The sequence below is a fragment of the Desulforamulus aquiferis genome, from assembly GCF_030577015.1.
In the GTDB taxonomy this organism is placed as follows: Bacteria; Bacillota; Desulfotomaculia; order Desulfotomaculales; family Desulfotomaculaceae; genus Desulfotomaculum; species Desulfotomaculum aquiferis.
Map to the genome: position 1 here is coordinate 1 of NZ_JARPTC010000081.1, position 294 is coordinate 294.

1 pseudogene is annotated in these 294 nt (G+C 53.7%); it reads right to left on the reverse strand.

What is annotated here, in order from left to right:
- Positions 1-35 precede the first annotated feature (35 nt).
- Positions 36-233: pseudogene (locus P6N53_RS18615) on the reverse strand (hydrogenase iron-sulfur subunit); the annotation flags it as partial.
- Positions 234-294: the final 61 nt, after the last annotated feature.

The following is a 294-nucleotide window of genomic DNA, read 5'->3' on the forward strand; positions in this document are numbered from 1 at the left end:
TTGCCACTAACATAGTGGCAGTCTCCGGGGTGTCAGCCAGAGGTTAGTATTGCATCAGCTCCGGAACGCAGGCCTGCTATGATAAAGAGCGGATTTATCCGGCCGGAGCAGGGCACCCGCACTACCCGGACGTTCGGGGGGTATTGCAGTCGCCCTACCCCTGCCAGGTCTGCACCGGCATAGCTGCACCAGTTGCACAGAAACGCTACAATTTTAGGTTCTTGTTCGCCCATTTTCTTCCCTCCTACCTCGAAATTGGAAGTCCGAAGTTCGTTATTCGAGGTTCGATTATTT